Origin of the sequence: Nonomuraea sp. NPDC049637 (assembly GCF_040675235.1) — a bacterium.
Taxonomy (GTDB): Bacteria; Actinomycetota; Actinomycetes; order Streptosporangiales; family Streptosporangiaceae; genus Nonomuraea.
Genome location: NZ_JBFAOM010000060.1, coordinates 1 through 24,204, shown reverse-complemented (window position 1 = coordinate 24,204; position 24,204 = coordinate 1). Strand labels below are relative to the sequence as shown.

Genomic DNA, 24,204 nt, shown 5'->3' with positions numbered 1-24,204 from the left:
GGACGCCGTCTGCCAAGCGCCGCTTCTCAGGCGCCGCCTGTCAGACGCCGGCGCGGGCGAACTGGCCGGGACGCCGGCCGGCGCCGGCCGGCCCGCGGTAGGCCTGCGCGATGTCCAGCCAGCGGTCGGCCTCGGCGCCCGTCGCCGTGACCGCCACGTCGGCGCGGTGCCGCCGCCTGGTCACCAGCAGGCAGAAGTCCTCGGCCGGGCCCGAGACCCGCTGGGCCGCGTCCTCGGGGCCGTAGGCCCACACCTCGCCGGAGGGGCCGGTGATCTCGAAGCGGAACTCCTCGGCCGGCGGGGTCAGCCCGCGCGACAGGTAGCCGAAGTCCCGGGTGAGCACCGCGAAGACGACCAGGTGCCGCAGCCGGTCGGTGCGCTCCAGCCGCACGCCGAGGGCGTCGGCGACGTCCTGCCCGTGGGCGAAGGTCTCCATGATGCCCGCGCACGCCAGCACGATCGGCGGCAGCGGGTTGACCAGCCACGGCACGACCTCGCCCGCGGGCACGGCGGCCAGACCGGCGTGCACCTGCGACCGTCCGGCCCGCCACTTGGCCAGCAGCGTGTCCGGCGAGTCGTTCTCGAACGCCTTGAGCGCGGCGTTCACCGCGCCGTCGAAGTTCTTCTCGGCGCCGGCCGTCATGGCCGCGAACGCCTCCGCGTCGGTGGCGGCGGCGGTGGCCAGGCGGAAGATGAAGGCCAGGTGGGCGATCTGGTCGGCGATCGTCCAGCCCGGCGCGGGGGTGGGCAGCTTCCACTGCTGGGCGTCCAGGCCCGACACCAGCGCGTCGAGCTGGTCGCCGTCGGCCGCCAGGTCGTCGAGCACTACCTCTAGCTCGGTCACGTCCTCGTTCCTTTCAGTCGGCTGTCGATGCGGTCGGAAGCGGGGTGGCGGGCAGCCCGGACCAGGCGCCGGTCCGGCGCGCGGCGGTCATGGCCGCCCAGGAGGCCGCCTCGACGAGCGCGGCGTCGGCGAGCGCGGCGTCGGTGGGCGCGGCGTCGGTGGGCGCGGCCGGGCCCGGCGTCGCGGCCCGGAACTCGCCGACCGTGCGCGCGTCCACCTGGTGGGAGGCCAGCGCGGTCAGCAGCGCCAGCCGGGCGGCCGGACGCTGCGCGGGCGGCAGCGCGGCGGCGGCCTGATCGGCCCAGCCGTCGCCGGGGCCGGGCGGGACGCCGTCCCAGCCGGACACCCGCTCGGCGACCAGCTCGCGGACCTGGACGGGCAGCCGCCGCGCGCCGCCCTCCTCGATCGCCGCCGCGGCCCTGGCGAACGCCTCGCCGAGCCGCGCGACGCCGCCCGCCCAGGCCAGGTCGTCCGGCAGCGGCGCGCCGGGCAGCAGGCCCAGCGAGCCGCCGGGGGGCGCGGGCCGCCGCGCGGCGGGCCGCATGAGCGCGCCGAACACCCGCAGCGCGGATCCGCGCGCGGCGCCCGGCAGCTCCGGCGGCAGCGGCGAGTCGCCGAGGAACACGTTGACCATGCGGTTGAGGTACTGGAAGGTCACCGCGACCGCCACGAGCTCCACGGCCGCCGCCCCCGTCACCGGCGGGCCGCCGGCCCCGGGGGCGGCGCTCGCCCTGGCCCAGGCGGCCAGCGGCCGCAGCCCGGGATCGGCGGGGGTCAGCGCGCGCAGGGTCGCGCCGTGCACGTCCACGCAGTACGGGCAGGCGTTGCCGGCCGAGACCTCCCTCGCCACCAGCTCCCCGGCCACCCGTCCGGCCGCGCCGGCGGCCAGCAGCGACTCGCGCAGGACCAGCCAGCACGCGGCCAGGGCGCGCGGCGCGGGGGAGTGCAGGGCCACCGGCGGTGCGAGCATGCCGAAGTCCCGCTCGACCTGCTCGTACACCCGGGCCACCAGGCCGCGGGCGGCGCCCGGCCGCACCGGGCGCACGTACCGCACCTGGGCGAGCGCGCCGGGCGCGGTCATCCGGCTGAGCAGCCGTCCCATCGCCGGCGCCCTACCCGCGCAGCGCGGCGGCGGCCAGCGACGCGGTGGCCCGGCGGCCGGCGGTGGAGCCGTCCGGGGCCGGCGCGCCGTAGGAGACCTGCACGCCCCGCTCCCGCGCGGCCCTGACGATCCCCGGCACGGCCCGCTCGGCCAGCGCGGAGATGGTCATCGCCGGGTTGACGGTCAGCGCGCCGGGCACGGCCGAGCCGTCCGTGACGAAGATCCCCGGGTGCCCGCGCAGCTCGTGCCCGTCGTCCAGCGCCGAGGTGTACGGGTCGTCGCCGATCCGGCACGAGGCCAGCGGATGCACCGTGTACGCGCCGACCAGGTCGTTCGTCCACGGCGTCACCGTGGCCAGCCCGTCGCGCTCCAGGATCTCCTTGCACTCGGCGTCGGCCATCGCCCAGGCGGCCGAGGTGTTCGCGGTGGGCTTGTACGACAGCCGGCCGACGCCCAGCATCTGCTGGGAGACCCGGTCGGCGTTGCCGCGCGCGGGCGGCGGCCCGAAGACGCCCTCGTTGTCGTCCTCGATCATCTGGAAGATGATCAGCCAGGACCGCCAGCGTTCCAGCATCTCCTTCTTGCGCAGCCCGAACCACGCCGGGTCGGGGCCGCCGGCCAGCGCGAGGATGGTGCCCAGGCCGGGCGGGAAGTAGAGCTGTTCCAGCGAGTAGCGGGTGTACTCGGGCAGCGAGCCGTCCAGCCGGTCCCAGTTGGCCACCGTCGGGCCCTTGCCGATCTGGTTGGCCGCGTACGCCAGGCCGTCGCCGCGCTCCAGGCCCAGCACCTCGCGCACGCGCTCCTCGTTCAGCACGGCGGTGTTGAGCCGCTCGCCGTTGCCGGAGAAGTAGCGGCCCACGGCGTGCGGCATCGCGCCGAGCGCCGCCTCGCTGCGCTGCAGGATGACCGGCGTGGCGGCGGCGCCGGCGGCGAGGACCACCACCTTGGCCTCGATCGTGCCCTCGCCCTCGGTCAGGCGGTAGTCCTCGCCATGGACGATCTTGTAGTGCACCCGGTAGGAGCCCTCGGGCGTGCGCTCGATGCTCTGCACCTCGTGCAGCGGCCGGATCTCGGCGCCGTGGGCCAGCGCCGCCGGCAGGTAGTTGACCAGCAACGACTGCTTGGCGTCGAACCGGCAGCCGGCCATCATCCAGTTGCAGTTGACGCAGGCCCCGGTGTCCACGGCCGCGGGCACGGGGTTGGCGGTGCGGCCCGCGTGCCGGCAGGCCGCCGCCCACAGTCCGCCGGAGTACGAGACGTCCTCCCAGCCCTGCTGGGTGATGGAGATCGACTCGGCGACCCGGTCGTACCAGGGGTCGAGGGTGTCGCGGCTGATCGCGGCCGGCCACATGCGGCGGTTGATGCTGCCGCGGCGCTCGAAGACGAAGCGCGGCGCGCGCGGCATGGCCGCGAAGTAGACCACGCTGCCGCCGCCCACGCAGTTGCCGCCCAGCACGCTCATGCCGTCGCCGACGGTGAAGTCGAAGATGCGGGTGTAGGACGAGCCCAGCTTGAAGTCGTGCTCGTAGTCGGCCGACTCCAGCCACGGGCCGCGCTCCAGCATCACCACGTCGGCGCCGCCGGCGGCCAGGTGGTAGGCGGGGATCGCGCCGCCGAAGCCGCTGCCGATCACCAGCACGTCGGTGCGTTCGACGCCGTTCATGCGGGGCTCCCTGAAGCTGTCGTGTCCGGGTGGAGGTCGGCGAGGGGACGCCCGTAGGAGTAGGCGGGGAAGCGCCAGAGCCCGTCCGCGTCCGGCGGGGCGATGCCCATGGCGGTCAGGCCGGGATGCCCGGCCCTGATGGCGTCGGCGGTGTGCAGGTGGGCGGCGGAGTCGTAGGCCATGTAGCAGAACAGCACCAGCAGCACCCACAGCGCCTTCTCCGGATGGCCGGGCGCGGTCAGCGTGCGCACCAGCGCGCCGCGCTCCTCGAACGGCAGGGCCACGAACGCCGGCACGCCCTCCTCCAGCACGATGCCGTGCTGGTCGGCGTGGGCGCGGGCGTGCTCGTTCAGCGAGCGGGCGTAGTCGTCCAGGCCCTCGGTGACGCCGGTGGCGTCCCATTCCAGCAGTTCGACGGCGCCGGCCGCGACCGCGCCGCCCGTCGGGCTCATGCCGGCCACCGCCCGGTCGTCCGGACCGCGCTTGGGGCCGGGCACGATGGTGTCCGCGAGCGCCTCCAGCGTCTCCACCCTCGTCTCGTAGAGCAGTGGACCCATGGGTACTCCCTCGTTCAGGTCGGCTTTCGGTCGGTACGGTCGGCGGGGTCGGTGCGCGCCAGCGCGGCCCGCAGGGTGCTCAGCGCCCTGACGGTCTGGCTGCGGACCGTGGAGGACTCGTTGCCCATGACCCGGGCCGTGTCCTCGGCGCTGCGCCCCTCCCAGAACCGGAAGAAGATCGTCGCCCGCTGCCGCGGCCCGAGCCTGGCCAGCGCGCCCATCAGCACGATGCGCTCGCCCACCAGGTCGTAGGGGTCCAGCGCCGCGGCGGCGTCGGGCGGCGCGCCGCTGAGCACCTCCCGCGACCAGCGCAGCGACCGGCGGTCGCTGATGAGCAGCCGCCGCATGATCTGCCGCGCGTACGCCTCGGCGCGGTCGCGCCGGTCGAGGCCGTCCCAGTGCCGGTGCAGCGCCAGCAGAGTCCGCTGGACGAGGTCCTCGGCCTCGTGCCAGTCGTCGGAGAGCCGGAAGGCCACCCGGCGCAGCATGGGCCTCGCCTCCCGCGCGAAATCAGCGAATTCCTGCCCCCGTACATCGGCCATCACCCTCACCCCCGGAACACGGCCGTGCAATTTCCGCTTTCTTCGGCATGCTCAGAATTGAATGCGCGGTGCGCCGCAACAACCCCTAACGGACGCCCCCGCGCCCTTATCCACAAAGGCGCCGCCGCCACCCCCTATTCGCCCCTATGAGACCCCTGTTTCTCGCTCCGCGCGCTTCCCGGTCGTTCTCGCGCGCATACGCTCGCGGCGTGAGCGCCTCCGGTGCATTACTGGCGATCAGCGACCTCCACGTCGGATTTCCCGAGAACCGGGCGGTCGTCGAGGAGCTGCGCCCGCGCACCGCGGACGACTGGCTGCTGGTGGCGGGGGACGTCGCCGAGCGGCTGGACGACTTCGAGCGCACGCTCGGCCTGCTCGGCGAGCGCTTCGCCAAGGTGGTGTGGGCGCCGGGCAACCACGAGCTGTGGACCACGCCCGGCGACCCCGGCCTGCGCGGCGAGGAGCGCTACCGGCGCCTGGTGCAGATCTGCCGGCGTCTCGGCGTGCTCACGCCCGAGGACCCGTACGCGGTCTGGGCGGGGGAGGGCGGCCCGGTGGCCGTCGTCCCGCTGTTCCTGCTGTACGACTACAGCTTCCGCCCGCCCGGCACCACCCGGGAGCAGGCGCTCGGCCTGGCCCGCGAACAGGGGGTGGTGTGCAGGGACGAGTTCCTGCTGCATCCCGAGCCCTATCCCAGCAGGCAGGCGTGGTGCCGGGCCCGGGTGCGCGAGAGCGAGCTGCGGCTGGACGCGCTCGACCCGGCCCTGCCCACGGTCCTGGTCAACCACTTCCCGCTGCTGCGCGCCCCCACCCGCGTGCTGCGGCACCAGGAGCTGGCGCTGTGGTGCGGCACCGAGCAGACGGCCGACTGGCACCTGCGCTTCCACGCCGCCGCGGTCGTCCACGGCCACCTGCACATCCCGGGCACGAGCTGGCACGACGGGGTGCGCTTCGAGGAGGTCTCGCTCGGCTACCCGCACGAGCGGCGGCCGCACCACCGCGACGGCCGGGTGCTCAGGCAACTGCTGCCGGCCCCCCGCCGCGAATGGGCCCTATAAACCGCATTCTCAGATAAATTGCCGAGATTTCCGAAGATTTCCCAAAAAAGGGCGATTTGTCATGCAGCGTACTGCGCGCCCGCGAGCGTGTACCAGGTGGCAACCGAAAGGCAATGCATCCGGAGCGCCGAGGAATCGTCGCGCCCCCCGGGAATTCTCCGGCCGGAGAATCGACGAGGGACGCGCGCCCGAGGGCTTCCGGGTTCCGGGAGACCATATGGACGACGTCATCGAACGAGCGGTCCTGCGGGTCATCGAGAGCATGCAGGAGAACCACGGCGAGCAGCTCACCATTGACGACATGGCGCGGACCGCGATGTTCAGCAAGTTCCACTTCTCGCGCGTCTTCCAGCGCGTGACCGGGCTGTCCCCTGGACGGTTCCTGTCCGCGGTGCGGCTGCGCGAGGCCAAACGCCTGCTCGTGTCCACCTCGCTCAGCATCACGCACATCAGCCACCAGGTCGGCTACTCCAGCGTGGGCACCTTCAGCTCGCGCTTCACCCACAGCGTGGGCCTGTCGCCGAGCAGGTACCGGCAGTTCCTGAGCGTCACGGCGGCGGACCTGGCCGGCGGCGAGCGCGCGTTCGGCGGCCCGGCGGCGACCCTGCACGGCGTCGTGACCTCGCCGCTGGCCGATCGGCCGGTGTTCGCCGGCGTCTTCCCCGGCCAGATCCTGGAGGGCAGACCGGCGAGCTTCACCCTGATCGACCGGCCCGGCCCGTACGTGCTGGAGAACGTGCCCAAGGGCACCTGGTACCTGATCGCCCAGTCCGTGGCCGAGTCCCGCGAGGACGCCGTGCACCACCCGCCCCAGGGGGACGCCGCGACGTGCATCGCGCGGATCGGGCCGATCGAGGTGGGCGGCGGCGGAAGCGAGCGCGCCGACCTGCGGCTGCGTCCCATGAACGCGCTCGACCCGCCCGTCCTGCTCGCCCTGCGCGACCTGCTGGCCTGGACCGACACCCACACCTGACAGGAAGGGGCGGCACGTGCGGAAGGGCCCGCGGACGACGTCCGCGGGCCCTTCCGTGATCTCCGGTCCCTAGGCCGGGCTCACCGTCATCGGCAGCCCGCCGCGCACCCGCAGCGACAACATGGCCTCCGGCACCGCCCGGCGGCCGGGCAGCCCGGTCAGCCGCAGCTCCCGGGTGACCATCGCCAGCACGAACGTGGCCTCCATCATCCCCAGGTGGTTGCCCACGCAGAAGCGCGGGCCCGCGCCGAAGGGGATGTAGGCGTACCGCGGCCGGTCGGCGGGTGCGCCCGGCTCGAACCGCTCGGGACGGAACGCGTCCGGCTCCCGCCAGTACGCCGGATGCCGGTGCAGCGTGTACGGGCTGATGAGCACGTCCGCCCCCGCCGGGACCCGGTACCCGCCCACCTCGTCGTCCTCCCGCGCCACCCGGGTCAGCGCCCACACCGGCGGGTACAGCCGCATGACCTCCTCCAGCACCGCCGCCGTGTAGGTGAGCCTGCGCAGGTCCTCGTACACCGGCGGCCGGTCGCCCAGCACCGCGACGGCCTCCGCCCGTACCCGCTCGCGCACCTCCGGATGCCGGTCCAGCAGGTGGAAGGCCCACGACAGGGTGCTGGCGGTGGTCTCGTGCCCGGCCAGCAGCACCGTGACCAGCTCCTCGCGCAGGCGCTGCCGGGCGGCCCGCGGGTCCTTCCGCAGCCCGGTGGACTCGATCAGCAGGGACAGCAGGTCGCCGCCGCCGGTCGGGTTCGCCAGCCGCTCGGCCACCAGCTGGTCCACGACCCGGTACAACTCCCGCCGGGACCGGCGGAAACGCAGGTGCAGCGGTAACGGCAGCCACAACGGCACCATGGCCAGCGTCACCATCTCGAACATGGCCTGGTCCTGGACGCCCTCGAAGGCGTGCCCGACCGAGCCGTGCGCGCCGAGGTCGGCCGCCAGCAGCGTGCGGCCGAGCACCCCGAGCGCCAGGCCGGTCATCTCCCCGGCCACGTCCACGGGCCCGCCGCCCACCCGGGCCCGCAGCCGCTCGACCAGGCGGCCGGCCTCCTCGGCCAGCACGGTGTCCTGCTGGGCCAGCCGCTTGTTCTGGAACAGCGGCTGGATGGTTCTGCGCTGTTGCCGCCACCGTTCGCCGTCGCTGGTCAGCAGCCCGTCGCCGATCACCCGCCGGGCCTCGGCCAGGCCGATGCCCTTGCGGTAGTTGCCGCTGTTGTCGGCCAGGACGTGCTTGGCGTGGTCGGGATGGTTGAACAGGTAGATGCTCTTCGGGCCGATCGTCATGCGCACCGCGTCGCCGTACCGGGCGGTCGCCTTCGACAGCAGCGCGAGCCGGTCGCCGACCAGCCGCCGGTACAGGACGGGCGCCGCCCAGGGCGGCGGGCCGGGCGGCACGCGGCCGCCCAGCGCCACCGGGCGGGTGCCCAGTGTGGTCACGCCGACACCCCCTGCAGAGCGGGGGAGGTCTCACCGAAGCGGCCCCGGTAGACCAGCAGGCCGTCGCAGTCGTCCCGCCGGCTCAGGGACAGCACCTCGCCGACGAAGATCGTGTGATCGCCGCCGTCGTAGGCGCGCCAGACCCGGCACTCGAAGCGGGCCGCCGCGCCCGCGATGAGCGGCACCCCGGTGACCTCGCCCGGCGTCACCTCGACGTCGGCGAACTGGGCCAGGCCGAGCGGCCGGTAGCGGTCGGCGAAGTGCCGCGCCTCGGCCTCCTGGTGCCCGGCCAGCACCGAGACCCCGAACGAGGTGGCCGCGGTGATGCACTGGTGCATCACCGCGCCCTTGCCGACGCACACCAGCAGCAGCGGCGGGTCGAGCGAGACCGAGGTGAAGGAGTTGGCCGTCATGGCGTGCGGGACCTCGCCGCCCGTGGTGATCACGGTGACGCCGGTGGCGAAGGCCCCGAACGCGTCGCGCAGCGCCTTGGCGTCCGCGACCTGCGGCGCCGGGGCCGATGAGTGGAGTTGCACGGTGACCTCCTGGGTCCGGGTTCTAGGCCAGGTACGGTTCGAGCGCCCTGACCAGGGGCTCGGGGACCCTCGCCGGCGCGGTCTTGGTGTTCGGCCCCCGCATGCAGGCCACGCGCTGCCTGCCGCGGGCGACGAGGACCTCGGGCGCGCCCGGGGTGACCCGGACGTAGTCGAAGCCGAACTCGATCTGCGTCTGCGCCAGCTCGATCAGGCGCATCCGGATGGACAGCTGGTCGAAGGCCGTGATCTCCGCGAAGAACTCGCAGTCGACCTTGAGGGTGAACAGCTTGAGGTCGTCCTGCAGGTCGGCGAGCACGTCCCGGGCCCGTTCCATCAGGAACATCTCCCGGCAGCGTCCCTGCCAGCGCAGGTAGTTGACGTAGTAGACGTTGCCGACGAGGTTGGTCTCCTCGAAGCCGACCGTGTGCAGGTACTCGTAGTAGGTGCCCATGGGCTAGGACCGCCCTTCGGTGAGTATCGCGACGACGACGGGGGCGGGCAGGCCGTGCACCCGGGTGGCGAGCGTGGCCACGCCCGCGCCGCCGCCGGTCAGGACCACCCACCCGTCGGCCGCGGCCCGGGTGACCGCGAGCGGCACGTCCGTCCCCGCCGCCGTCCCCGCTGCCGCTCCCGCGGTGCGCAGGCAGGCGAGCGCGGCGCGGGTGCGGGCGCGGGCGGTGTCCGCGTCCTCCCCGCAGGCCGCGGCGATCTCGCCGGCGAGCGCGTCCCGCCCGTCGCCCCGGTCGTCCCGGTCGCCCGGGTCGCCGGGCCCGACGGCGGTGACGGGCTCGACGGCGGTGACGGGCTCGACGGCGGTGACGGGCTCGACGGCGCACGACAGCGGCCCTGGGGCGGCCACGCACACCGTCAGTCCGGGCACGTGGGCCGACACCGTCCGCACGCCCTCCGCCGTGCCTTCCGCCGTGCCTTCCGCCGTGCCTTTCGCCGTGCCGAGCCGGGCCGCGGCCAGGTCGCCGGTGCCCTCACCCGGCTCCACGACGACCGCCACCCGCGCGCCCGTCAGGTCCTCCAGCGTGCGCTCCAGGTACGGGCCGAGCAGCGGCGCCGCCCACGGACCGGCCCCGCCCTTCTTCCGCACGGCCTGCAGCCGCAGCCCCTCCCAGCGTTCGACGACCTCGCCGTCCTTCGTCCGGACCGCGACGTCGTAGACGTAGGCGTCGCCGTCCCTGGACCGCTCGGAGGCGCAGTAGCGCACCTCGTCCGCGCCGGACAGCGCGGCCCCGGCCGGGTGCACGCGGTCGATGCCGGTCGGCAGCAGGGTGGCGTCGGGCACGCACACCTGGTTGCCGTGCATCAGCGCGTCCCGCATGCCGGGGTCGCCCAGCAGCAGGTCCGGCGGGAGGAACCCGGCGAACCAGTCGCACTCCTGCGCCACCTGGAGGTCGGCGTCCACCTCGCGGGCCGCGGCCCGGTGGTAGCGGCGCAGCCGCTGGAAACGCCTGCCCTGGAAGAGCACCTCGCCGTAGAGCTGGGTGTCGGGGTCCAGCGCGACCGGCGGCAGCTCGTCGCCGGACTGCTCGGGCGGGCCGGCGGGCGGGGCGTCGGCGTCCAGGCGCAGCACGGCCGTGAAGTGGTCGACGTCGAAGCCGGTCTCCTGGCTGCGGATGGCGACCGCGACCGTGTCGTGCCCGGTGACCGTCGCCGCCACCCGGAGCGTGGTGCTCCCGTCGGGCGGCACGATGATCGGCCGGACGAACTCCGCCTGCTCCACGACGGGCGCGCCGGGACGGCCGGTGGCCGCGTACGCCACCTGCGCCATGGCCTCCAGCCCGAACACCGCGGGGAACAGCAGGTTGCCGTCCAGCAGGTGATCGGCCAGGTACAGGTCGGTCCCGGCGTTCACCTCGACCTCGCTGACCAGCTCCACGCCGTGGTAGCGGACCAGCGGCGTGCCGACGAAGCGGAGCAGCGGCAGCTCCGGCTCCTCCCGGCGCACGGTGTGGATGCCCTCGGTGCGCCCGCTGATCACCACCACGCCGGGCGCGTCGGGATCGCTCACCAGGCGGCGCATGATCTCCACGCCCTGGTCCACCGGGATCGGCGTGATGCCCTGCTCGACCAGCCGGTCCACGACCGACAGCCGCTCGCCCATGCCGACCTCGGACCAGACCGACCACTCCATGCAGATCGCCCGCAGGCCGGGATGCCGCTCGCCCGCCTCGCGGGTCAGGTCGGCCAGCCACTCGTTGGCGGTCGCGTAGTGGCCCTCGCCGTGCAGGCCGGCCCGGCCGATGATGCTGCCGAACGTCACCAGCAGCCGCAGCCGTCCGGGCTCGACCGCCTCCAGCACGTTGCGCAGGCCGTCCACCTTGGGGGCGAACGTGCGGCGGAAGGCGTCCAGGTCCAGCCCGGCGATGCCCTCGGGCTCGTTGCGCCCGGCGCCGTGCAGGACGGCGGTCACCGGCCCGAGCGCCTGCTCGGCCGCGGCCACGGCCGCCCGCACCTGGGCGGCGTCGGTGACGTCGGCCCTGGCGTAGTGGACGGTCAGCCCGGTCGCGGCCATGCGCCGCAGGTTCGCGGCCAGCTCCTCGTCCCGGGCGGGGTCCGAGCGGCCGAGCACGGCCACCTTGGCCCCGCCGGCCATGGCCATGGCGCACTCGGCCGTGATGCCCTTGCCGCCGCCGGTCACCAGGAGCACGTCGGAGCCGGTCAGCGGCTCCTCGGCCCGCTCCTGCCGGTACGGCAGCGCCCGCAGCGTCGGCACCCGCCGCACGCCGGCGGCGTCGTAGTGCACCTCGCAGAAGGCCGTCGTGGCCGCCGCCTCCGCCGCTACCCGGGCGGCGGCCTGCGGCGCGTCCTGCGGCAGGTGCACGACCGTGGTGGGCAGGCCGCTCTCCAGGTGGAACGTCTTGGCCAGCCCCGCCGCGCCGCGGCCGTGCTGGACCAGGACGAGCCGGGTGCCCGGCCCGCCGGCCAGCGCCGCCTTGGCGCCGAGCAGCGCCTGCTCCAGGTCGTCGGCCGCGCACCGCGCGGGTAGGCACACCAGGACACCGGAACCGATCTTCTCCCCTTCGAGTGCCTCGCGCAGCGGCCCCGCCAGGGACGCACCGGCGGGCGCGAACACCTGCCACGTCCCCGCCCGCTCCTCGGCCGTCCGCCGGGGCAGCGGCTGCTCGTCCAGGTCCACGGCGAACGGGCGCACCCACGGCGCCGCGCCCGCCACGCCCCGCGCCGACTGCGCGCGCGGTTGCGCGGCCAGCCGGTCCAGGGCCTCGCCCAGCTCCTGGAGCGTCGCGGTGGCGACGTTGGCCGGCGCCATGCCCGCGGGCACGCCCAGCTGCTGGGTGGCCTGGTCGATGATGTGCATGACGGTGACCGAGCTCAGGTGCAGCTCGTCCAGCGGCTTGCTGTCCTCGGTGACCATCTCCAGCGGCAGCTCGGCGCGTTCGGCGGCCAGCCGCCGCAGCAGCTCGACCGTGGACTCGCCCGGCTTGGCCGCCGTCCCGCCGTTCGCGCCGCTGTTCGCGCTGCCGTTCGCGCTGCCGTCCGGATCGGCCGCCCGCTCCGCCCGCTCCGCCGGCTGCGGGGCGGCGGCCTTGACGCGCACCTGCGGCGCCTGTTCGGCCGGGCTGGTGAAGAACGAGAACGCCGCGCCGATCTCCAGCGGCTTGACCAGCCGCCCGTGGAACAGCTCCTCGCAGTCGACGGGCACGCCCGCCACGTGCGCGGCGCCGGCCACGCCGAGCAGCCCGGCCAGCGACTCGCTGTCGGTGTCCAGGGCGACGGCCGGCACGTCGGTCAGCTCGGCCGCCAGCCTGCTGAGCACCCGGCCGGGGCCCACCTCGACCAGCAGGTCCGCGTCCGCGGCCACGGCGGCCAGCGCCTGGGCGAACAGCACGGGCGCGGTGATCTGCCGGTGCAGCAGCGCCGGGACGTCGGTCCCGGAGGCCAGGTCCTCGCCGGTGACGGTGGAGACGACCCGCCGGGCGACCGGCCCGAACCGCTCCTCGGCCAGGTATCCGGCCAGCGCCTCGGCCGCCGGGGCGACCAGGGGCGAGTGGAAGGCGTGCGAGACGTTCAGCCTGGTCCAGGTAAGCCCGGCGCGCTCGGCCCGGCGGCCGGCCTCCTCCACCGCCGCCACCGGCCCGGCGACGACGGTCTGCAGCGGCCCGTTGTACCCGGCGATCACCACCGGCAGGTCGCCCACCAGCGCCGGCACGGTCTCCGGCGCGGCCCGCACGCCGGCCATCGTGCCCGGCTCGCTGCGCTCCCGCATCGCCCGGCCGCGCTTGGTCGCCACGCGCAGCAGCGCGTCCTCGTCCATCGCGCCCGCCCAGTGCAGGGCCGACAGCTCGCCCAGGCTGTGCCCGACGGCCGCGTCCGCCTCGATGCCGAGCAGCGACAGCGCGCGCAGGCCCGCCATCGAGCCGGTGACGATGCGCGGCTGGGCGACCTCGGTGGCCGCCATGTCGCCGCCCGTGGGCAGCGCCGCGGTGGCGTACACCTCGGCGACGTCGGCGAAGCGCCTGGCCAGTGCGCCGCCGTCGGTCCCGCGGCCCGAGCCCTGGCCGGGGAACAGGAAGCCGATCCGGGGCCGGCCCGATGCGCGGCCGACGAACGCCTTGCCGTCGGGGGTGGACAGCGCGTTCTCGCCGGACTCCAGCGCCGTCAGCACCCGGGTGAGCTGCCGTACGGCGTCGTCGGGCGAGCTGACCACGACGGCCGCCCGGAACGGCAGGCCGCGCAGCCGCCCGCGCAGCGTGGCGGCCAGGTCGGCGAGCTGGCCGTAGGACACCTTGGGCACGAAGTCGAGCAGCTCCGACACCAGGCCGCGCAGCTCGTCCCAGGTGCCGCCGTCCAGCAGGAACAGCTCCGCGTCCTGGGACGCGGCGGCCAGCGCCTTGACGCGGCTGGACACCCGCCGCCGCGGGCCGGTGTTCTCCAGCACCACGTGCGTGTTGATGCCGCCGAAGCCCATGGCGGTCACCGCCGCGCGCAGCGGCGCGCCCTGCGGCCACGGCTCGGCCGTGCGCAGCACCCGCAGCGTGGCGCCCTCGTCGGTGAGCACCTGGTGCGGGTCGACGCACCCGATGGTCGGCGGCAGCACCTGCTCGTGCACGGCCATGGCCGCCTTGATCAGGCCCGCCACGCCCGCGGCCGCCTTGGTGTGGCCGATCATGCCCTTGATCGAGCCGACCGCGGCCGGCCGCTCGGCCGCGGCCCGGGCCCGCGACAGGGCCGTGAGCTCGGTCGCGTCGCCGAGCGCCGTGCCCGTCCCGTGGCCCTCGAACAGCTCGACGCTCTCGGGCCCGAACCCGGCCTTGTCGTACGCGCGGCGCATCGCGAGCAGGTAGCCGCTCACCTCCGGACGGGTGATCCCGCCCTTGCCGTCGGAGGAGACGCCCCAGCCGGCGATCGTGGCGTAGATCCGCCGCCCGGCGGCCAGCGCGTCCTCCTCGCGCATCAGCACGACGATGCCGCAGCCCTCGCCGGGCCAGAAGCCGTTGGAGTGCCGGTCGTAGAGGCGGAAGTCGCTCTTGGCCAGCGCGCCGGTCTTGGCGAACCCGATCACCTCGAACGGGTCGATGGACAGGTCCACGCCGCCCGCGACGGCCACGTCCACGTCGTGGTCGGCCAGCGCCTTGCCGGCCGTCACCACCGACAGCAGGGACGAGGAGCAGGCGCCGTCCACGGTGTAGCCGCCGCCGTTGAGGTCGAAGTGGTTGCAGATGCGTCCGGCGATCGTGTTGGACAGCCCGCCGGCCAGCGTGTCCTCGTCCACCGGCGGGAACGGGCTCTTGTAGGCGGCCTCGTAGTCGGCCAGGAACGCGGCCAGGCGCTCGTCGTCCCAGCCCTGCTCCTTCAGGGCCGCGGCCAGGGTGCGCCGCACGTACGGCCAGCGCAGCCGCAGCACGTTCGCCCGGGTGAACTCGCCGGTGAGCGTGTTGCCCACGACGACCCCGGTGCGCTCGCGCGGCAGCCCCTCGCCGCCGGCGAACCCGGCGTCGGCCAGGGCCCGGCCGGCCATGTCCAGGGCCAGCCAGTGGGCCAGGTCGGTCGACCGGTACGTGCTGCCGGCGATCTTGTGTGCCACCCGGTCGAAGGCGTAGCCCTCGATGACCGCGGCGGTCTTGGCGTAGAAGCGGTCCGGCGCTGCGGGATCGGGGTCCCAGTAGTCCTCCAGCCGCATGCGCTCGTCCGGGAGCCGGCGGAAGGCCCGGCGGCCGGCCACCGCGTTCTCCCACAGCTCCCGGGGAGAGGCGGCGTCCGGGTACCGGCAGGCCATGCCGACGATCGCGATCCTCGTCATGCCTTCGCGACCTCTTCCCGCGCGTGCTGCAGCGCCTGGGCGGCGGCTGCGCTGACCCTGGCGGCGTCGAGCTCGCGCGCCTTGTTGACGATGTGCAGCGCCCACAGGAAGCCGCCGCGGATCAGGCAGACCGCCGCCGTGGCGAAGAAGATCCCGTACGGGATGTTCATCCCCATGAGCAGGCCGTACACCACGGCCACGCCGCCGCCGAAGGCGACCTGGGACAGCGGCCTGGACGGGCTCGTGCCCGGATCGGTGATCATGTAGTTGGTGAACAGGATGAACGCCACCCCGGTCATCATCGACAACCCGCCGAGGATGGAGATGTCGTCGATGATCAGCCCGCGCACCACGGCCTGGAGGGCGAAGACGCTCACCCATCCGCCGATCAGCCACATGCGGCCGGTCAGCTTCCCGTTGATCATGGTCCCGCCGATGATGATGATCCCCGGGATGATCCAGTCGATCGGGTTGTCGACGTTCTCCGTGAAGTGGTACGGCGGCGCGATGCTGGCCCACGGCAGCAGCAGCAGGATGATCGCGATGCCGAAGTTGGACGGGTTCATGAAGTGCCGCATCCGCCCGCGCACCGGCGCCTTGAGCACCCATTTGGCGCCCACGGCGACGGTCACGCCGAACATCATGACCAGCACCTGGTCGTTGACGTAGATCAGCATGTTGAGCGCGATGGAGGTGATGTGCGCGGGGTAGAGGAACTCCATCAGCCCGCGCGGGCCGTTGCCGAGGAAGCGCGGCGCGCGGCCCTCCTGGCGGGCGCCGATCACCTCAAGGATGATCTCCACGGTGTAGCCGGTGGCCAGCGCCACGAACGGCCACGACCACGGCTGCTCGAACCCCAGCACGGTGTAGCCGAGGATGTTGAAGATGGTGATCGAGATCGCGAACCGGCGCAGCGCCGTGATCACTTTGGGATCGTGACGTGGCGGGGTGATCGTCTTGGCGGCCATGCCGTCACTTCTCCTTCGCTTGCGAGCCGAGCTGGAGGGTGTGCCAGCCGGGGGTGAGCGTGAGCTCCTGCTGGTGCCGCTGCCCGGCGCGGTCGCGCCAGTTCAGCTTGACCCGCACGGGCCCGGTGACGTTCGCGCCGAGGCCGATGTGCACCGCGTGCGCGCGCTTGCCGGAGTGGCCGCTGCCGCCGTCCACGCGGCCCATGAAGGAGCGGCCGTCGGGCGTGGTGGCGGTCACCGTCGCGCCGATCACCGGCGATCCGGCGGCGGGCAGCGGGCCGGCCGCGGAGGGGGTGTCGTGCAGCAGGCGCAGCCCGAGGAACGAGCCCGCCGACCGGCTGGTGTTGAGGTAGAAGGCGGGGGCCTCCCACTGGCGGGCCACCGCGAAGTCGATCAGGCCGTCGCCGTTGACGTCCCCGGTCGCGATGCCGCGCGTCGGCACGGGCACGGCCAGGCCGAGCTGCTCCGACAGGTTGGCGTAGCGGCCGTCGGGGCCCTTGGCGAAGAAGGCCAGCGTCTGCGCGCCGGCGATGTCGCCGCCCTCGGTGACGTTCGGCCACGACTTGGGGTTGCTGGTCACGCCGTCGTTGGCGGCGGCCAGCTCCTGCAGCGGCGGCCACCGGTTGACGTCGCCCTTGACGAACCCGGTCGCCTGGACGATCTCGTTCTCGCCGTCGTTGTCGAAGTCCTCGATCTTCGGGTCCCAGCCCCAGCCGGACCAGGCGGTGCGCAGCTCGGCGCTGAGGTCCTTCCACGGCGCCTTGCCCTGCCGCAGCTTCTCGCGCAGCTCGGCCTGGGTCTTGACGGTGGACAGGAACGTGAAGTTGCTCTCCTGGATGCCGTACGGGGTGGTGATGTTGCTGACGAAGAAGTCCAGGACGCCGTCGTGGTTGAGGTCGCCGGCGTCCGAGCCCATGCCCTTGAAGGAGTCCTCACCGAGCACCTTCGACTTCGGCACGCCGATCTCGTGCGTCCCGACGGTGGGGGAGAACGTGATCTTTCCGGGGGAGGAGGTGTTGTAGAGCAGGTGGTCGGGCCCGAAGTCGTTGTTCAGCAGCAGTTCGGGCAGGCCGTCGCCGTCCAGGTCGGCGCTGGTCGCGCCGAGCTCCCAGCCGGTGGAGACGTCCGGCGGCAGCACGCCGTCCAGGCGGGTGAAGCCGCCGTTGCCGGTGCCGCGGAAGAAGTAGTCCCGGCCGCCGTTGACGGCCTTGGACAGCGAGTGGTTCATCTGCACGCCGCCGTCCACGCGGCTGTCGAGGACCGGGCTGCCGTCGGGGAAGTAGTTGCCGACGAAGATGTCCTGCCGGCCGTCACCGTCGAAGTCGGCGACGGTCGCGACGTTGCTGTTCCACACCTCGCCGGTGTACTTCGCGCCGCCCGCGTTGGGCACCAGCTCGGCCGCGTCGAAGGCGGCGGCCTCGAACCGGGCCGCGGTCGGCCGCTGCAGGTGCAGCGTGGGCGTGCGGCCCCACCAGTAGACCAGCAGGTCCGTCCGGCCGTCGTCGTTGTAGTCGGCGGGCACCGCGCCCATGGGCGCCATCGCGTCGGTGACCGGCAGCGAGCCGAGCGACAGCGCGAACGGCCGGTACCGCTCGCCGCCGCCCTCGACCGGCGCCGGGGTGACGACCACCTGGTCGGTACGCGGGTCGACGATCACCAGGTCGTCGTCCCTGCCGTTGCCGTCGAGGTCGTTCAGCGCGATCGCGGCCCCCACGGAGGAGATCCAGGCGTCGATGTGCTTGTAGGCCTGGTTCACCTTGCGGACGGTCTTGGCCGGGCCGCCGCCCGGCATCGCGATCGCCAGGGACTTGAAGCCGTACGCGCCGGCCATCTCGGCCTTGGTCGCGTCGGAGGCGAAGGTCGGGTGGCCGATCGCGAAGACGGCGATCATCAGCGCGAGTGCGGCGACTCCCGCCGCCTGCTTGCGCAACCACGCGGCTACCGAGCTCACGAGGGAACACCTCCATGGAAGACGAACGTCTCGGCGATACGCCGGCGCCACGCCTCGTAGGCGGGCGGCGAGTCCTGTGCTGTCGCGGTGGGGCGGGTCGCGCGGCTCACCTCGGCCGCCTGCTCCGCCGTGGTGCCGCAGAGAACGCCCACGGCCGACTCGGTGTGCGGGAAGAGCAGCCCGGCGCGGATCCTGGCCTCGGCAGCGAACACGCTGCCCTGGGCCAGCGGCCCCCGGTGCGCTCCGGCGCGCTCGCGCAGCCACCGCAGCTCGGCGTCGTCGGCGCCGCCCGCGTAGGTGGCGGCCAGGCCGATGCCGGCGTAGAGGTCGGCGTGGCGGGACTCGGGGAACCGTTCGAGCAGCGTGACCGCCCGCTCGGCGCTGGTGCCGGCGACGAACCACAGCGCGCGGCCGATGCCCTGGTCGAGGGCGTGGGCCGCGTAGTCCTCCTGGCCGGCCGGCCAGGAGAAGCGGGGTTCGCGCACCTGCTGGTGCACGTACTTGTCGGTGTGGAAGTAGGCCTGGTGGAAGCCGTACCCGTCGTGGACCAGCCACAGCAGCAGCGGGTCCAGCAGCCGGGGCTTGGGCCACAGGAAGCGGGGGAGCCGGGCCATGGCCCAGCCGATCCCCACGTAGATCATGTAGTTGTGGTGGTGCCCGCGTCCCCGGAGGCAGGCGTTGACCCGGCGCAGGTCGCCGAAGGTCATGCAGTCCAGGATGGCGAAGCCCATGCCCGCGCCTTCGTAGGCGAAGCCCCGGAAGCGGGCGGGCACCTCTTCGAGCCGGTCCTCGGCCTCGGCGACGGTGCGCGACTCCACGGCGTGGGCGTAACCGGCGAGAAAGTATTCGCCGACCGTCTCCAGTAATTCGGTGGACGCCGCGTTCTTCACCCAGAAGCCGCGCGTTTCTACCTTTGTCTCGCCGACGTCCGGCACCAGAATTCTGCGTCTCAGTGACCGCAATGCGCTTGCCAATTGAGCCTCCGCCGCTTATAGCCCGAACAATCCAATTTCATTGACACATGCCGTCCGGTGGCCGGACAACTTCGGCTTTGCTCAGCTCGGAGGCTCATTTTTGGGCGTGCGAAAGCGAATGTCGTGCTTATTCCGGGAAACGCTCAGCGGGCCGGGAGCTCGGCCTCGGCCGCGAAATGCGCGCGCACCCTGCCGCGCCACAGCTCGTAATCCGGGACGCGTTCCGACGTGCCCGCGGCGACTTCGCTGTCGTCGGCCAGCGCCACCGCGCCGGCCACGTCGAGCCCCGTCAGCACCGCGCCCGTGGCCGCCGAATGCTCCGGGACGAAGCCCGAGTAGTGCCGGGCCTTGGTCGCGAACACCGAGCCCTGGGCCAGCTCGCCCCGGTGCTCCCCGGCCTCCTCGCGCAGCACCGCCGCCGCGCCCGCCGCGCAGCCGGCGAACGTGGCCGCCAGCCCGACCCCGCTCCACAGGTCCGCCTGCCGCCCCGGCGCGAACGCGCGCACCGCCGCGGCCACGTCGGCCGGCCTGCCGCCGTGGACGAACCACAACGCCCGGCCGACGCCCTGGTCCACGGCGCGCGGGAAGTAGGCCGCGTCGCCCTGCCAGGGGTAGGGGGCCGGCACCTGCTGCCCGTCGACGTACCGGCGGGTGTGGAAGTAGGCCAGGTCGAAGCCGTACCCGTCCACGGCCAGCCAGCTCATCACCGGGTGGTACGGGGTGCCGTCCAGGTCCGGCAGCACCTTCTTCCACAACACCCGCGGCAGCCGGGCCATGGCGAAGCCGATGCCGATGTAGGCCAGGAAGATGTGCGGCTGCCCCGGGCCCATGAGCAGGTCCCGGGTCCGCCGCCCGCGCCCGCCGCCCATGGCGTCCAGCACGGTGAAGGCCATCGTCGCGCCCTCGTAGGCGAAGCCGCGCTGCTCGACGTCCACCAGGGACAGCCGGCGCTCGATCTCCCACTGGTCGCGGACGTCGATGCCCCACTCGAAGCCGCACACGACGGCCTGCGGGATGGCCTCCAGGCGGCCGGTGAGCGCCGAGGGGACGACGGGGAAGCCGCGTGCGCCGAAGGTCACGTCGGCCAGGGATGGCGCCAGCACGAGCCGGCGCAGCGAACCGAGCAGAGACGACATGGTGTGCTCCTCCTCCAGTACCGTGAAGACCCGGGTCAGCTCGCCCAGGCCGCCAGCCGCCAGTCGCCGCCACCGCCGGCCAGCGGGCTGCGCACCAGTACGGACGGGTCTGCCCACGCCGACGCCTCGCGCTCGGCCGCCTCGGCCAGGCGGCGGAAGACCGCCGCGACGACCGCTTCGAGTTCCTCGGGGGTCGCCTGCCCCCGCACCACGGTGAGTTCCATGCCTTCGACGCTCGCCCGCGGGCCCGCGCGGCCGCAACTTCCTGCATGCCCGGTGCCCCCGGGGAGTACAGGTGCGCACGGGTGAACCCGGTCCGGCGGCGGAAGTCTCGCCGGAGCGGGCGGGCCCCGGGTCAGGACTGGGCGGTCAGGACTGGGCGGTGTCGTCGAACTCCACCACGAGCGGGAGGTCGGCCCGGCGGCGGATGTTCAGCTTGCGGTAGGTGCGGGTCAGGTGCTGCTCGACGGTGCTGATCGTGATGTAGAGCTTGGCCGCGATCTCACGGTTGCTGTAACCGGCCGCCGCCAGCGCGGCGACCCGGCGCTCGCCGACGCTCAGCACGCCGATCAGGTCGCCCGGCAGGGGGGACGGCGCCCCGTCCCCGTCCGCCGCCCGGCTGAGCGCGCCGATCATCGGCTCGGCCCCGCACTCCAGGGCCGCCGCCTGCGCCCGTCCGGCGACCGTCCGGGCCCGACGGAACTCGCCCAGCGCCTCGTACGCCTCCACCAGGTCGAACAGCGCCCTGGCCAGCTCGTACCGGTCGCCGGCGAGCTGGAGGTACTCCACCGCCTGGCGCAGCAGCGCCGGACGGCGGGCCGGCTCGGAGACGGCCGCCTTGAGCCGCATCCCGATGCCGCGTCCCCGGTAGGCGCCGGGGCCGCAGCCGTCCAGGTGGGCCTTGATCAGCTCCCTGGCCTCCTCGGTCTGGCCCATCCGCAGGCACGCCTCGGCCGCGTCGGCCTGCCAGGGGATCAGCGCCGGGTTGTTCAGGCCCCAGGCCGTCACCAGCTCGCCGCAGCGCAGGAAGTCGTGCAGGGCGGCCACGAACGACTCGCCGGCCAGGTTGTAGCGGCCGCGGGCGTACAGGTAGTGCAGGCCGTAGCGGGTCTGGAACATGGCCTCGGCGACCGGCCGGTCCAGCGGGTCGCGCACGGCCTCGTGCCGGCCCATCGCGGTCAGCGCGATGACCAGGCTGGCCAGCGGGCCGCCGATGGCCACGCCCCAGCTGCTCATCGGGATCGTGTCCAGCGCGATGCGGGCGTGCCGCTCGGCGGCGGGCATGTCGCCCTGGCGGATCGCGATCTCGGCCCGGATGGCCGCCAGCCGGGCCCGGCGGCTCGGCGCCTGCCGGGCCGCCGCCTCGTCGCCGAACAGGTCGCACAGCGGCGCCGCGCGCTCGCAGCGTCCGGCGTAGGTGAGGGCGAGCAGCGAGTTCTCCACGACGTCCAGGGACATCTCGTCCAGCCGCTCGCCCTCCAGGATGCGCTCGACGGCGTCGAGGTTGTGCTCGCGCGGGCCGTGGGTGAGCACCTCGGCCAGGGCGAGCGTGGACTCCAGCCGCCGATTGACGGCGACCGACACCATGCCGGCCAGGATGTGCTCGCGCGGCGGGTTGGCCACGTAGGCGGCCAGCGGCGGGCAGGTCACCCGCAGCCAGAGCTGCGCCACGACCAGCTCGGCCAGCGTCGCGTGGTCGGACGCCGACGCCTCCATGTTGAGCTGCTCCAGCACGTCGCGGGCGTCCTCGAAGCGGCCGTGCCACAGCAGCGCGCGGGCCAGCACGACGGCGTCGCTGCCGTGCAGGCTGCCCTTCTGCAGCGCCTCGGTGAGCTGGTCCAGGTGCCCGGCGGGGGTGGCCGGGTTGATCCGCCACTCGGCGCGGACGAGCATGGTCATCAGCTTGGAGCGCTGGAGCTCGTCGGTGCACTCGCGCCAGGCCAGCTTCAGGTAGGCCACCGCCGACTCCACCTCGCCCTTGCGCAGCGCGGCCAGCGCGGCCTCCTCCAGCGTCGGCACCACCCACGGCGCCTCGACTCTGGCGGCCTGGAGCAGGCGGTCGGCGACCACGCCGGGCCGCACGCCGCGCGTGTAGGCCAGCTCGGCGGCGCGGCGGTACAGCTCCTTGCGCTCCGGCAGGTCCATGCCGGCCAGCACCGCCGAGCGCACCGCCTCGTGCCGGTAGCCGCCGCCGCGCAGCAGGCCGGTCGCGCCGATCGTGAGCAGCTCCCTGCTGACGTCGACCGCGGGCAGTTCGAGCATCTCGGCCAGCCCGTCGGCCTCGCCGAGCACGGCCAGGCCCTGCGCCACCCGGACGGTACGCGGGTGGCTGCGCCGCAGGCACGTCTCGACCGCCCGGACGAACCGGTCGCCGACGACCAGCTCACGCGGCGGCTCCTCCACGGCCCGCAGGTGCTGGCGGTAGTCGGCGGCCAGCTCGCCGGCCAGCAGCGGGTTGCCGCCGCTGATCGTGTGCCACTCCTCGGCGAACCGCTCGGTCGCGCTGAGCCCCACCTGGCCCGCCACCAGCGCGGCCACGCCCCTGCGGGAGAGCGGGGCGAGCTGCAGGCGCAGGCAGTGCGGCAGCCGCAGCAGGTCGGTCTCCAGCGGGCCGTCCGTGCCCTGCCGGTCGTTGAGCGCGAACACCGCCACGATCCGGGCGTTGCGCACCCGCCGCGCCAGGTAGGCCAGGCACAGCAGGGACGTGCGGTCGGCGTGGTGCACGTCGTCCACGACGACCACCAGCGGGCAACGTTCGGACAGGTCGAGCAGCACCGTGACGAGGGCGTGCACGACCTGCGGGTCGAGCAGCCGCTCGGCGTCGGCGTGCGCCGCGGTCGCGGTCCGCACGCCCTCCGCCAGCAGTTTCTCCGAGCGCTCGCGCTCCTCCTCGACCAAGGGGGCGTCCTGGATGAGCTGGCGGAGCAGGCCCAGCTGCAGGTCCTGCTCCATGCGCGATCCTGTCGCCGTCACCGCGAGCGCGCCCAGCTCTATGGCCTGCTCGGACAACGCGCGCAGCAGCGCGCTCTTGCCCGTCCCGGCGGGCCCGCTGACCAGCGCGACCCGTCCACGGCCGAGGATGGCGTTGGCGACGAGCGACTCCAGGCAGGACATCTCCTCCTGCCGTTCGATGAGAGTCATGGCCGTCTCCCCACATGTCGTGTTGCGCTCACGCTAGGCCGGGGTGGTATTCGATCTCTATCGTCCCGCCATCAGCCGCCGGTTCCTGGCCGCGCGCCGGCGTCCGGGCTCGGGAAGGGGCAGCTCGGGGGCAGTGGTGGGCGCGGTGGCGGGTGCGGTGGCGGGTGCGGTGGCCGGCGGGTGGGCGCGGCGGGCGCGGGCCACGGCCGTGCCCACGGCGGCCAGGGCCGCGGCGGCCGCGTCGGGCGCGGCGCCGGCGCCCCACGCCGTGCCGCCGTCCAGGCCGCACCGGGCGTAGACGGTCACCTCGCCGCCGGCCGCGCCGGCCGCGCCGTCGAGGTGGTGCACGGCCCGGACCCGGACGCCGGCGGCCTCCAGCGCCGTGCGCAACGCCGCCGCCGTGTCCGATCGGGCCTGCCCGTACGCGCCGCCGTCGACGTGCAGCGTGGCCACCGTCCCGGCGAGGTCGCCGGGCAGGTCGGCGGGGTCGCCGGGGGTCAGGTACTCCTGCTCGAACAGCCGCCTGATGCGCTCCGGCTCGACCTCGCCGCGCCCGGCCTCGGCCATCGCCTGGACGGCCCGGCCCAGCTCGATCTGCAGCCCGCGCGGCAGCGTGATGCCGTACCGGGCGTTCAGCAGGTACGCCGGGCCCGCCTTGCCCGACTGGCTGGTCACCCGGACCACCGCCTCGTACGTGCGCCCCACGTCCCGCGGGTCCACCGGCAGGTACGGCACCTCCCACGGCAGCCCCGCCGGATCGTTCCCGGTACGGGCCGCCTCCCGGTCCATGGCGTCGAACGCCTTCTTGATCGCGTCCTGGTGCCCGCCGGAGAAGGCGGTGAACACCAGGTCGCCCCCGTACGGGTGGCGCGGCGGCACCGCGAGCCCGGTGCACTCCTCGACGACGCGCCGCACCCGGTCGAGATCGGAGAAGTCGATGCCGGGGTCGACGCCCTGGGTGGCCAGGTTCAGGCCCAGCGTGACCAGGCAGACGTTGCCCGCCCGCTCCCCGTTGCCGAACAGGCAGCCCTCGATGCGCTGGACGCCG

Annotated in this window: 17 protein-coding genes and 1 pseudogene; 2 read left to right on the top strand and 16 right to left on the bottom strand. The window is 74.1% G+C overall.

What is annotated here, in order from left to right; all coding sequences use genetic code 11:
• Window positions 1-40 precede the first annotated feature (40 nt).
• The 5 genes from AB0J71_RS44520 to AB0J71_RS44500 are packed head-to-tail and all read right to left on the bottom strand — an operon-like array spanning window position 41 to window position 4,708.
• Window positions 41-844, bottom strand: a complete 804-nt coding sequence (locus AB0J71_RS44520; RefSeq protein WP_352328837.1) for a TIGR03084 family metal-binding protein — start codon at window positions 842-844, stop codon at window positions 41-43.
• Window positions 845-857: 13 nt separating this feature from the next.
• Window positions 858-1,946: a carboxymuconolactone decarboxylase family protein gene (locus AB0J71_RS44515; RefSeq protein ID WP_364420238.1), complete on the bottom strand. Its 1,089-nt coding sequence runs from the start codon at window positions 1,944-1,946 to the stop codon at window positions 858-860.
• 10 nt (window positions 1,947-1,956) lie between these two features.
• A complete protein-coding gene (locus tag AB0J71_RS44510) occupies window positions 1,957-3,609 on the bottom strand; it encodes a GMC family oxidoreductase N-terminal domain-containing protein (protein ID WP_352330934.1) in 1,653 nt (550 codons plus the stop codon).
• Window positions 3,606-4,166, bottom strand: a complete 561-nt coding sequence (locus AB0J71_RS44505) for a DUF5987 family protein (RefSeq protein ID WP_352330936.1) — start codon at window positions 4,164-4,166, stop codon at window positions 3,606-3,608. The genes AB0J71_RS44510 and AB0J71_RS44505 overlap by 4 nt, the downstream gene beginning before the upstream one ends.
• Window positions 4,167-4,180: 14 nt before the next feature.
• A complete protein-coding gene (locus tag AB0J71_RS44500) occupies window positions 4,181-4,708 on the bottom strand; it encodes a sigma-70 family RNA polymerase sigma factor (RefSeq protein ID WP_364392078.1) in 528 nt (175 codons plus the stop codon).
• Window positions 4,709-4,917: 209 nt separating this feature from the next.
• Between AB0J71_RS44500 and AB0J71_RS44495 the strand changes: the two genes are divergently transcribed.
• Both AB0J71_RS44495 and AB0J71_RS44490 read left to right on the top strand, forming a co-directional pair.
• Window positions 4,918-5,766 carry a metallophosphoesterase gene (locus AB0J71_RS44495; protein ID WP_352331110.1) on the top strand — a complete coding sequence of 283 codons (849 nt, stop codon included), beginning with the start codon at window positions 4,918-4,920 and terminating at the stop codon, window positions 5,764-5,766.
• Window positions 5,767-5,983: 217 nt separating this feature from the next.
• Window positions 5,984-6,739 (top strand): AraC family transcriptional regulator, encoded by a 756-nt coding sequence (locus AB0J71_RS44490; protein WP_352331111.1) that lies wholly within the window; start codon window positions 5,984-5,986, stop codon window positions 6,737-6,739.
• A 69-nt stretch (window positions 6,740-6,808) separates the two neighbouring features.
• On the opposite strand, the gene AB0J71_RS44485 is transcribed toward AB0J71_RS44490, so the two are convergent.
• From AB0J71_RS44485 to AB0J71_RS44435, 11 genes and pseudogenes are all read right to left on the bottom strand, one after another.
• The gene (locus AB0J71_RS44485; protein ID WP_364392074.1) at window positions 6,809-8,179 is read right to left on the bottom strand and encodes a cytochrome P450; all 1,371 of its coding nucleotides are present in this window, start codon (window positions 8,177-8,179) and stop codon (window positions 6,809-6,811) included.
• Window positions 8,176-8,715 (bottom strand): flavin reductase family protein, encoded by a 540-nt coding sequence (locus AB0J71_RS44480; RefSeq protein ID WP_352329447.1) that lies wholly within the window; start codon window positions 8,713-8,715, stop codon window positions 8,176-8,178. Before AB0J71_RS44480 ends, AB0J71_RS44485 begins: the two co-directional genes overlap by 4 nt.
• A 22-nt stretch (window positions 8,716-8,737) precedes the next feature.
• Window positions 8,738-9,166 (bottom strand): acyl-CoA thioesterase, encoded by a 429-nt coding sequence (locus tag AB0J71_RS44475; RefSeq protein WP_352329445.1) that lies wholly within the window; start codon window positions 9,164-9,166, stop codon window positions 8,738-8,740.
• 3 nt (window positions 9,167-9,169) lie between these two features.
• Window positions 9,170-14,986 (bottom strand): SDR family NAD(P)-dependent oxidoreductase, encoded by a 5,817-nt coding sequence (locus tag AB0J71_RS44470; RefSeq protein ID WP_364420236.1) that lies wholly within the window; start codon window positions 14,984-14,986, stop codon window positions 9,170-9,172.
• Window positions 14,983-15,954 (bottom strand): enediyne biosynthesis protein, encoded by a 972-nt coding sequence (locus tag AB0J71_RS44465; protein WP_352330166.1) that lies wholly within the window; start codon window positions 15,952-15,954, stop codon window positions 14,983-14,985. The genes AB0J71_RS44470 and AB0J71_RS44465 overlap by 4 nt, the downstream gene beginning before the upstream one ends.
• Before the next feature lie 4 nt (window positions 15,955-15,958).
• Window positions 15,959-17,905, bottom strand: a complete 1,947-nt coding sequence (locus AB0J71_RS44460; protein ID WP_364420234.1) for a CRTAC1 family protein — start codon at window positions 17,903-17,905, stop codon at window positions 15,959-15,961.
• Complete coding sequence (locus AB0J71_RS44455) at window positions 17,902-18,867, bottom strand: DUF1702 family protein (RefSeq protein ID WP_364392243.1); 966 nt, start codon at window positions 18,865-18,867, stop codon at window positions 17,902-17,904. Before AB0J71_RS44455 ends, AB0J71_RS44460 begins: the two co-directional genes overlap by 4 nt.
• A gap of 155 nt (window positions 18,868-19,022) precedes the next feature.
• The gene (locus AB0J71_RS44450) at window positions 19,023-20,015 is read right to left on the bottom strand and encodes a DUF1702 family protein (protein ID WP_364420232.1); all 993 of its coding nucleotides are present in this window, start codon (window positions 20,013-20,015) and stop codon (window positions 19,023-19,025) included.
• A 35-nt stretch (window positions 20,016-20,050) separates the two neighbouring features.
• Window positions 20,051-20,239, bottom strand: a complete 189-nt coding sequence (locus AB0J71_RS44445; protein WP_352325975.1) for an acyl-CoA carboxylase epsilon subunit — start codon at window positions 20,237-20,239, stop codon at window positions 20,051-20,053.
• Between the two features lie 145 nt (window positions 20,240-20,384).
• Window positions 20,385-23,156 carry an AAA family ATPase gene (locus AB0J71_RS44440; protein ID WP_364420230.1) on the bottom strand — a complete coding sequence of 924 codons (2,772 nt, stop codon included), beginning with the start codon at window positions 23,154-23,156 and terminating at the stop codon, window positions 20,385-20,387.
• A gap of 57 nt (window positions 23,157-23,213) precedes the next feature.
• Window positions 23,214-24,204: pseudogene (locus AB0J71_RS44435) on the bottom strand (2-isopropylmalate synthase); the annotation flags it as partial.